Source organism: uncultured Bacteroides sp. (assembly GCF_910585845.1).
Classification (GTDB): domain Bacteria; phylum Bacteroidota; class Bacteroidia; order Bacteroidales; family Bacteroidaceae; genus Bacteroides.
On sequence record NZ_CAJUHF010000079.1, the window covers coordinates 1 to 9,951 of the forward strand.

Genomic DNA, 9,951 nt, shown 5'->3' on the forward strand with positions numbered 1-9,951 from the left:
CCGTACGCACCGCAACAAACATTGACTACCAATAGTTTACAAGATTAACACCCCAATTTTACACTCGACAAAGTAAAATTGGGTGTTTTGTTTTATTCAAGCAGATTGTTGCTTTGGGGTGTGGTTTACACCCAGTTTCTTGTTGAGTTCTTGGAACTTCATTTTGAACCATTCAAGAAGTGGCATCCCATCAATGCACAGTCTGAACACCTTCCCCTATTTCGCAATCATTATTGGCACTATTATTATCCGTTCTGTTTCGGACTTTATCACGTCCATAACAGCATTGCAGCATCTTACTTTCAAACTAACAACAGGAGGGTTAACAGGAGGAACACAAACCTCAACTTAAGCTCTCTAAACCTTAACTTCAGGACCGCCAAGTTGAGGTTTAGCCAACTCATCCATAAAGATTTCCACCCTCTTGGCATGATGGGCCACATAGGCTGCCGGACCGGCATCTTCACCAGCCAGGACATCACGCATGACCTCCGACTTACTGCTACCCGTAACCAGAAATATCAACCGATGGGCATTGAACAGTAGGCAACCGGTCATGGCAATGCGTTTACTGCCATTGTAGGGATTCACACTCAGCTCGTAAGGGCAGGAAGACGACAGGAGCCGTTCTTGTCCGGGAAAAATGGATGAGGTATGTCCGTCTTCCCCTATCCCCAGCAGGACGACATCGAAAACCGGAAGAGTACCGTCGTGAGGGACATTGCGACACACTAAACGGGAATAACGGACTGCTTCGCCTTCGGGACGGTTATCCCCATTTATCGGGAATATGTATTCGTCGGGTATTGCCACCTTGTCCAACAACAGGCGGCACATGGTGCCGTAGTTGCTTTCCGGAGATTCGGCGGGTACGCAACGTTCGTCCACCCAATAGATTCGCATACGAGACCACGGAGTGACATCACAGAATTCCCGCGCCCACAAATCGAACATGAGTGAAGGAGTATTGCCACCGCTGAAAGCGATATGGAAGATTCTGTCAGGTGCAGCTGCCATCAAGGCGATAAGATGCCTGATGAGGGAACGCGACGTTTCGGCTGCTGTAGGATATACATAGGTTATCATAACAATAGACAATATATCGAATAAGGTTTTAGGACGCTGATTCTCAATCACCCTGTTTCTTATTCTGTATAAACTCTAATTATAAATTATAAGTCATAAGCCATAAACCATAAGTCATAATTCGGAAATCATAATTCGGAAATTATAATTCACAATACCGGTCTGTATTCGTCAGATTCTTGCAGGGCTGTGTCCACTCGGCATTGTGCTCACGTATCATGGCTTCGCTTTCCAGCGGCCCCCACGTTCCGGCAGGATAGCCGTAGAGAGGTGCATCGGGATTTTCTTCCCAATAACGCAGCAGAGGGTCGAAAAAACGCCAGGAGGCTTCCACGGCATCGCTACGGGTGAAGAGCGTGGGATCGCCCTGAATACAGTCTTCTATCAGGCGGGCGTAGGCGTCGCCTGTAGGATAATCACCGCCCAACTGGTCGTAACTGAAATCCATCATCACCTGCTTCACGTCGAATCCCGAACCGGGTACTTTCATACCAAATTTCAGGACGATACCTTCATTGGGCTGCAAACGGAGAATCAACTGGTTGGCACGCGGACAATGGGTGCCTTGGCAACGGAACATCTGATGGGGCGTTTCGCGGAAATGCACAACGATCTCCGTGACCTTGGTGGGCATCTGCTTTCCGGTGCGGATGTAGAAGGGGACGCCGCTCCAGCGCCAGTTATTGATACCAATCTTCATGGCGATGTAGGTTTCCGTACGTGAGTCGCCGGGGATGTTTTTCTCCTCGCGATAACTTTTTCGGGCACCGGAGGAGAGATACTGCCCGCGGACGACATGGCTGTCCAAGTCTTCGGCAGTCAGCGATTTCAGCGATTCGTAGACTTTCACCACTTCGTTGCGGAAGGCGTCGGCAGTGAAGACAGCGGGCGGTTCCATAGCGGTGAGTGCCACCAACTGGATGAGGTGGTTCTGCACCATGTCGCGCAAGGCGCCAGTACCGTCGTAGAAACCGCCACGCTGCTCTATACCGATGTTCTCGACGGCGGTGACTTCTACGTATTCAATATAATTGCGGTTCCACAACGGTTCGAAGATGCCGTTGGCGAAACGGAAGGCAAGGATGTTTTGTGCTGTCTCCTTGCCGAGGAAATGATCGATGCGGTATATCTGATGCTCCTCGAAGACGGAAGCATAGATGCGGTTCAGCTCTTGCGCCGACTTCAGGTCGTAACCGAAAGGCTTCTCGACGATGATGCGGACACCGTGCCGATTCAGTCCTGCGGTTTTTAGATGCAAAGGAATGACGCCGTAGAGCGAAGGGGGCGTGGCAAGGTAGAACAACAGGTTGTCCGGTTCCTGCTCACCGGAGAACTCTTGCAGACGATGTGCCAGCAGAGTATATCCTTCCGTCTGGGCCGGGTCGATACTGAGATAGTGCAGATGGTTGCAAAAAGCTTCCGCTCCGGTCCGAACTGAGGCGGAGGAAGATGACGATGCGTCACGCACATATTCGGGATTAGGCGCGGTCGTAGCGGAGAGAGGTGCCAGTGCATCATGCATATATTCGCGATAGGTCTCGTCCGTATATCCGGTGCGGCCGATGCCCAGGATGGAGAATCCTTCCGGCAGGCGACCACCCGTATAGAGGGAATAGAGGGCGGGCATCAACTTGCGCCTGGTCAGGTCGCCCGATGCACCGAATATGACCATTATAAATTTACTCATAGCTTTCCGTTTGTTTTGTGTCTCCGCCCTGTCTTGTCCACTCTTCGTGGAAGAACTGCCCGCGGCATTCGTCCGTACGCTCGAAAGTGTGTGCACCGAAGTAGTCGCGCTGAGCCTGAATCAGATTGGCAGGCAGCTTGGGGGACACCAGTGAATAGAAATAGTTCATAGCAGCAGAGAAAGCGGGAACAGGCAGTTCCTCCTTCATCACATGCAACACAAGAGATTTCCAGCCCGGAAGCAGCCGACGTATCTCTTCCCTGAAATAGGGAGCGAACAGCAGATGCTTCGGTTGCGGCTGTGCCTCGAAAGCGACGGCAATATCATTCAGGAATATGCTGCGGATGATGCAACCGCCGCGCCACATACGGGCAATGGAGGCAAGGTCAAACTTCCAGCCGAAACTGTCGGATGCTTTCTGTAAGAGGGCAAACCCTTGCGCATAGGAGACCAGCTTGGAAGCATACAGGGCAGCATAGAGACTGTCCAGCATCTCCTGCCGACTGTAGACCGCCTGCGAACGCAGGAAAGAGAACTGCTTGGCGGCGGATTCACGCAAATTCTTCTGTGCCGAGAAGCTGCGCTCGAAGACGGCTGCGGCTATCAGTCCCAGGGGCATGCCCAGCTCCATCGCATTGATGACGGACCATTTTCCGGTGCCCTTCTGCCCTGCCGTATCCAGTATCTTGTCGATAAGGTAGCCGCCTGCCTTGTCTTTATGCTGCAAGATGCGGGAGGTGATTTCGATCAGATAGCTGCGCAGTTTTCCCTCGTTCCAATGGGCGAAGACGGATGCCATCTCTTCATTACTGAGTTGTAAGAGGTGCTTCATCACCCAGTATGCTTCGGCTATCAGCTGCATGTCGCCATACTCGATGCCGTTGTGTATCATCTTGACGAAATGTCCCGACCCTGCCGGACCTATCCAACCGCAGCAGGGTGTGCCGTCGGCGGCACGGGCGGCAATGCTCTGCAGGATGGGACGCACTTCCTCCCAAGCCTCAACGGAACCGCCCGGCATGATGGAGGCGCCATGCAGCGCGCCCTCTTCCCCACCGGAAACTCCGGCGCCAACGAAACGGAAACCGCGCGATTCCGCCAATGCCACGCGGCGATTGGTATCTTCGTAGTTGGAATTACCGCCGTCTATCACGATGTCTCCCGGAGAAAGAAGGGGGAAGAGTTGCTCCATCAGCTGGTCTACGGCGTCGCCGGCACGCACCATCATCATCACTTTGCGGGGAGTGGAGAGGGAGTCCACGAAATCGGGAATCGCCGTATAGCCCCGGATACTCTTCCCGTGGGCGCGGCCATTGACGAAGCGTTCCACCACTCCCTCCTCCACCCCGGGAAGGGTGCGATTGTACACAGCCACGTGCCATCCTTTGTCTGCCAGGTTCAGTGCCAGATTCTCTCCCATTACGGCAAGCCCTATCAGGCCTATATCCGCTTTTTGTCCATTTTCTATCATAAGTATTTCTTTTTATTAGTTGACGAGTTTTAAGTTGACAAGGGGACGAGGGGAATGGCCTTTGCTGCAAGAAGAAACAGTTTGCTCCTGTCAGCCTGTATCCTGTTAACTCGTAACTTGTAACTTGTAACTCGTAACTTGTAACCTAAAATCAATACAATGGAAACAATGCGTAAAAGGGATTTGTTCGTGCGGATTCCGAATAAAAATCGTACATTTGTGCCGGAACTACATATCATTGGAAAACTTGAAATCTATTATGAAAAAGAAGCTACACATCGGCCTGTTGCCGCGCATCATTATCGCCATCGCATTAGGCATCCTGTTCGGCAACGTACTGCCCGCCGGACTGGTCCGTCTATTCGTCACGTTCAACGGCATTTTCAGCGAATACCTCAATTTCTCCATACCGCTTATCATCGTGGGACTGGTGACGGTTGCCATAGCCGACATCGGCAAAGAAGCGGGAAAACTGCTACTGCTCACGGCACTGATAGCCTACGGTGCGACCCTATTCTCCGGCTTCCTCTCCTACTTCACCGGAGCCGCACTCTTTCCGCACCTGATTGAAACAGGCGTACCGCTGGAGGAGGTCAGCGAGGCGCAGGGCATAGCACCCTTCTTCTCGGTAGCCATTCCGCCGCTGATGAACGTGATGACCGCACTGGTGCTTGCCTTCACCTTGGGTCTGGGACTGGCGCAGCTGAAGAGCAATGCGCTGAAGGACGTGGCGCGCGACTTTCAGGACATCATCGTGAGAATGATCAGTGCAGTCATACTGCCGTTGCTTCCCATCTACATCTTCGGCATCTTCCTGAACATGACCCACTCGGGACAAGTGTTCTCTGTGCTGATGGTATTTATCAAGATTATCGGAGTGATTTTCCTGTTGCACATCTTCCTGTTGGTATTCCAGTACTGCATTGCCGCACTGTTTGTCCGCAAGAATCCTTTCCGGCTGTTAGGACAGATGATGCCCGCCTACTTTACCGCACTGGGCACGCAGTCGTCCGCCGCCACCATCCCCGTCACCCTAGAGCAGGCGAGAAAGAACGGAGTGCCGGGTGACATTGCAGGATTCGTCATCCCACTGTGCGCCACAATACACCTGTCGGGCAGCACCCTGAAGATTGTGGCCTGCGCCCTTGCGCTGATGATGATGCAGGGGATGCCTTTCGACTTTCCGCTCTTTGCCGGATTCATCTTTATGCTGGGCATCACGATGGTAGCGGCGCCCGGCGTTCCCGGAGGAGCCATCATGGCTTCGCTGGGCATACTGCAATCCATGTTAGGGTTTGACGAATCGGCACAGGCGTTGATGATCGCGCTCTACATTGCAATGGACAGCTTCGGAACTGCCTGCAACGTGACGGGAGACGGAGCCATTGCGCTGGTAGTGGACAAGATTTATAAGCGTAAGCCTGCGGATCATAACCCGTAACTTTGCAGCTTGTAGCCAGTACACGGCCCGAGATAACTACCTCTTCGAACCAATCCTCACTATCCTCCCGAGCCTTGCAGCCGAAGAGAGATAAAAAAGACAAGCAGTAAGCATAAGTTTTTCATACGCATTTTTATTTAATAGTACATAAATCAACGCACCGTCGCAGACAGGCTCTTTGTTTGTCCGGCACCCCTGGGCGCATAAGCCGACTGCATGGTAGCAATGCCTATCTGACTACTTATCAGACAGGACAGGAAGATAGCGCTGCTCGCCGTCACTGAACTTATCTCCCTCGGCAACCACCCGGCAAATCCAAACCGTGGCTTCACTTGGGGCATTCAGAGCAAACGATACGGAGACGGTAGCTCCGGCAAGTGCGCTGAACGCTTGTTGATGAGTGGACAGGATTTGGTTTGTCTGTGGGTCTATAATGTCCATTCGGACGGTTCCCTGAATATCCTTGTCCGACAGATTGGTGATTCCCGTAGGAATGACTACCTTATCTCCTACACGGACAAAACGGGGTATGCTAGGCTGCACCATAAACGGCTTGACTGCCTTTGCCTTAGCCGTTATCTGCCCGAAGTCCATGTTCCGCGTATGGGCAAATCCCATGAACTTCCATTCGGTCAGGCTTTCGGACAGAGTGAAAGAGAAGGTGACAACTCCACACGTGTCCGTACGAAGAGCAGGATAAAAGAAAGCGGTCTCCGCAAAGTTCTCACAGATAGGGACGTAGGGAGAATCGTCTATCAATGCCGCATCCGCAGAAGCACATTCAACCACGCTAAGGATATTTCCGTCAGTCACTTCAAAACCGTCAGCCGATGGAACTTCCGCATCACGGCTGACCAATGAGGATATCAACTTACGTCCACGCCACTTTGTAGGGGAAATACCCCCAAAACGCGGCCCCCGCCAAAGAGGAGCGTCCAGCGTACTATAAGCATCCCACCAACGTATCCCCCGCAACGTACTGCCCGCATAGGGGAAACGACTATATATCCCAATAGAAGGACTCAAACATATCATGGAAGCATTGACATCGAAATTAGAATAAGGAAAGTTCAAGCGGAAGAACCAGTCATTTTCATACAGTCTGTCAAGAGAAGCATCATAAAGGGTGGCAAGCAGTTGCGCATCAGCCACTCTCTTGTCCGGATGCGTAATCCGGAGCCGCCATTCTTCTTTGCTGCCCGGTTGCAACCTGTTGCGGAACGCAATCCACTTCAGTTGCAGATATTTTTCCGAATGGGGACGGGTGATCCTCACTTGCTTGGAGTACAGCTTTCCCTCGCGCATAAAGACGAATCGCACGGTGATTCCATTCCCATATTCCAGCTTATAGGAATAGGTGAACCGCCGGATTTCATTATCAAGAATCATCCTCTTGGACTCAATGCGCTTGTCGCCACAGAAGACATCATAGAACAGATAGACATCTTTCTCACTGCTACCCACATACAAGTGAACCGGACGGTCGCCTTCAAACTCTTTTCCGTCCTGATAGAACCATTCCGGCGTATGTATCGGCGGACGGCGGTCCGCCAACGAAAAGAGAGTGAAATCATGACGTACCGAGCATCTCCTTCCCCGTTCGTCAAGCACCGAAACTACCATCGCGTAGCGTCCTGGAGCAAGGGTGAACAGTTCATCGGGAACAAAAAAGGTATTGGTCTCTACCGTACGGCGGCATACCTCATGAGACTTGCGTCCCCTCTCATTCAAAGCATACACCACACAAGTGGCTTGCAAGGACAATTCTTGAGCGGAATAATTTATAGCCATCACCTTTATGGCTTCCCGTTTCTCAAGTGCCACTTCATTCGACAAACCGTTTATACCCAACGCTACGGACCGATGGTCTACCGGCAAAAACAGAGTACCACTCCCCACCTCTCCGGTCCGACTGATGACATCGGCCGTTATTTTATAAAGGTAGTTACCTTCTATCATAACAGACTCGTAGTCGTCCGGCATGCGCAGGAAGACCGGGAAACGGAAGTTACCATCGATATCGGTCTGTACCTCTCCTGCATCCAAGGTAATTACATTGGCAGGATTCCTCCAATATTTGCAGGCCGCACGGGTCACTTTATACCGAAGCCTGCATCCCCCTACCGGAACACCCGCAAATGTTTTTGCCTCACCGCTGATCAACAAGGTATCTCCTACGTCGTAAGCAGACTTATAGGGATGGAAGAGGACATCAAACGTCGGACGCTTGTACTCATCCACACGGATATAGCGCCTTTCACCAGCCTGCACCGTCAGCTCGTACTCTCCCGGATGAAGCGTTTCAGGAAGCATGAAGTCACCGTGGAAAGCACCAAATTCATCGGTTTCGAGAGAGAGTTTACCCACCTCCTTCCGATTGGCATCCTGCAACACAACCTCATTGCAGTCTCCGGAAATGACACGCACCGAATCATCAAACTGCTCATACGCCACCCCTGAGACATGCAATGTCTGTCCGGGACAATACAGGGCACGGTCGGTAAAAAGGGAAACATGCTTTTTCCACTTCGGGGCAATAGAGGCATAACGTCCCCTGTTAAAGAAACCGGCAAAGCTGATTTCCATGTAGTCGGCCCCCGGCTTACGGACGTTTATCCCCAACCAGCCTTCCTCACTGGGTGGAGTAAAGGTGACAGTCCCTTGGTCGTTCGTGGGGTATGTCTTGATTAAGCGATAGCCTCCATTTGGCGACACACGGTAGTAGGCCACTTCCGCACTTGCTACCGGATGTCCCGTCAGGCGGTCGACGACCCAGACTTCCTGCTTTCCGCCCGGCAGTCCCAACGAAATGACCTGCAAGGAAGAAACGTATACCTTTCCGTATGCCGTGTACTTGTGATGACCGTCGGGGATAGACTTCATCACGTATATACCCTCGGCGGGAAACGTATAGCGCAATAAAGCATACGTTTCCTTATAGTCCGGAGTAGCAGCCAGCGAATAATGGCGGGTACTGACCAATTTACCGTATTGGCTTACCGTGGATGCCGTGATTTCCTTTTCCAAGATACTGCTTGTGACAGGCAGGTTCATCCGGTAAAGCTCCACGGTTAGCCCGGACAGATTACGGTACTTCACTTCCAAGTCTACCTCCTTTCCCGGATAGACAAAAGGTATGTCCACCCCCAATCTGGGAGTAAGCACTTCGGCAACCTGCTCTTTCAGGTCGTTGGCAGCAGACGACTGGGGATATTTTTCAAGTCCGGACCGGGCGGCGTGCAACTTGGCGATATAATCCCGCTTCCTGTCGTAACGTTCCGCCAATTGGCAATAGATCTCTCCACAAAGCGGGGAAGCGGAGAACTCCTCGGCCCATTGTTTCAGAAGGGCTATCACTTGATCATCGCTCAACTTCAGACTTTCACCCACACCGCCGCGATTAATATCGTTTCCTTGATAGTTCAGTTTGTCGAGCATCAGCAACAAGCGGGCATCCGTCATGCCCTGCTTCCGATAGAAGTCTATCAAATCGTCATAAATGGACAAAGCCTCGAGTTGCACCTTTTTAGCTAATGCAAAATCGGGAATGAAGTAGCTGGCCAAACGAGAAATGGCCTGTCGGGCAAGCAACTGGTACATATTGTCTCCGCAATACTTCTCACTCATTTCCTTGCTAATGGTCATCGGGCGGTAATCCGCAGCGGACTTACGGGCAAGCAGTTCCTTGTCTTGCAGTGAAAGGCGGAAACAAGTGAGGGCGGTGTCTATGGCAGCCTCATCCCGCTTACTGGTAGCGAGCAGATAGTGTCCCAACAGGCTGTTCAGTATGGCCTTGTGTACTGGGTCTTTCTCCTCTTCCGCCCAAGCTTTCAATCTATGCAACTCACAGTTCAGGCTGTCAAGAGTGACATCAATGGACAAGGCAGCTTGGGTCAGGTGCGCCTTCATCATCTGAGGCACATTCTTCTCCTGCCGGGCGCGCTCGTAAATCTTCTGCAACTCCGGGATGGCGGACTTGAGCAACTGTTTTTGTTCCCATGCCTCAACTTTCTTCCACATTTGCTCGTAGGACTGAGCGGAAACCCGAAACGGCAGGCAGATAAACATACATATAATGCCGGCCCAATAAAATTTATTTTTCATCAGTGTCTTGATTAATGGATGTCTGAATACGGTTTGACTATTCTGTTTCCGAAAAATAGAGAAAACATCTTAAAGGAAAGAACATAAAGGGATAAAAAACTAAATATTAACTCGTTGGTTGAATTAAGAATCTAAATATTTACAAATGAAAAAGTTGCACAC

General features: G+C 51.4%; 5 protein-coding genes. 1 reads left to right on the forward strand and 4 read right to left on the reverse strand.

Translation table 11 applies throughout. From position 1 onward, the window contains the following. Window positions 1-357 precede the first annotated feature (357 nt). The 3 genes from pgl to gnd form a co-directional block, all read right to left on the reverse strand. On the reverse strand, window positions 358-1,086 hold the full coding sequence (gene pgl / locus QZ323_RS13965; protein ID WP_294635311.1) for a 6-phosphogluconolactonase: 729 nt from the start codon (window positions 1,084-1,086) through the stop codon (window positions 358-360). Between the two features lie 142 nt (window positions 1,087-1,228). After that, window positions 1,229-2,773, reverse strand: coding sequence for a glucose-6-phosphate dehydrogenase (gene zwf, locus QZ323_RS13970; RefSeq protein WP_294635312.1), 1,545 nt, complete (start codon window positions 2,771-2,773; stop codon window positions 1,229-1,231). Then, window positions 2,766-4,244, reverse strand: a complete 1,479-nt coding sequence (gnd, locus tag QZ323_RS13975) for a decarboxylating NADP(+)-dependent phosphogluconate dehydrogenase (protein ID WP_294635313.1) — start codon at window positions 4,242-4,244, stop codon at window positions 2,766-2,768. Before gnd ends, zwf begins: the two co-directional genes overlap by 8 nt. 259 nt (window positions 4,245-4,503) lie before the next feature. Here gnd and QZ323_RS13980 point away from each other — a divergent pair, with 259 nt between their 5' ends. Beyond that, window positions 4,504-5,685, forward strand: coding sequence for a dicarboxylate/amino acid:cation symporter (locus tag QZ323_RS13980; protein WP_294635314.1), 1,182 nt, complete (start codon window positions 4,504-4,506; stop codon window positions 5,683-5,685). A gap of 237 nt (window positions 5,686-5,922) precedes the next feature. On the opposite strand, the gene QZ323_RS13985 is transcribed toward QZ323_RS13980, so the two are convergent. Then, on the reverse strand, window positions 5,923-9,705 hold the full coding sequence (locus QZ323_RS13985) for an alpha-2-macroglobulin family protein (protein WP_294635315.1): 3,783 nt from the start codon (window positions 9,703-9,705) through the stop codon (window positions 5,923-5,925). Window positions 9,706-9,951 lie beyond the last annotated feature (246 nt).

Excerpts from the sequence above, each read along its gene's own strand:
- pgl (WP_294635311.1), bottom strand. The coding sequence starts at position 1,086 with ATGATAACCTATGTATATCCTACAGCAGCCGAAACGTCGCGTTCCCTC.
- QZ323_RS13980 (WP_294635314.1), top strand. The coding sequence starts at position 4,504 with ATGAAAAAGAAGCTACACATCGGCCTGTTGCCGCGCATCATTATCGCC.
- QZ323_RS13985 (WP_294635315.1), bottom strand. The coding sequence starts at position 9,705 with ATGTGGAAGAAAGTTGAGGCATGGGAACAAAAACAGTTGCTCAAGTCC.
- zwf (WP_294635312.1), bottom strand. The coding sequence starts at position 2,773 with ATGAGTAAATTTATAATGGTCATATTCGGTGCATCGGGCGACCTGACC.
- gnd (WP_294635313.1), bottom strand. The coding sequence starts at position 4,244 with ATGATAGAAAATGGACAAAAAGCGGATATAGGCCTGATAGGGCTTGCC.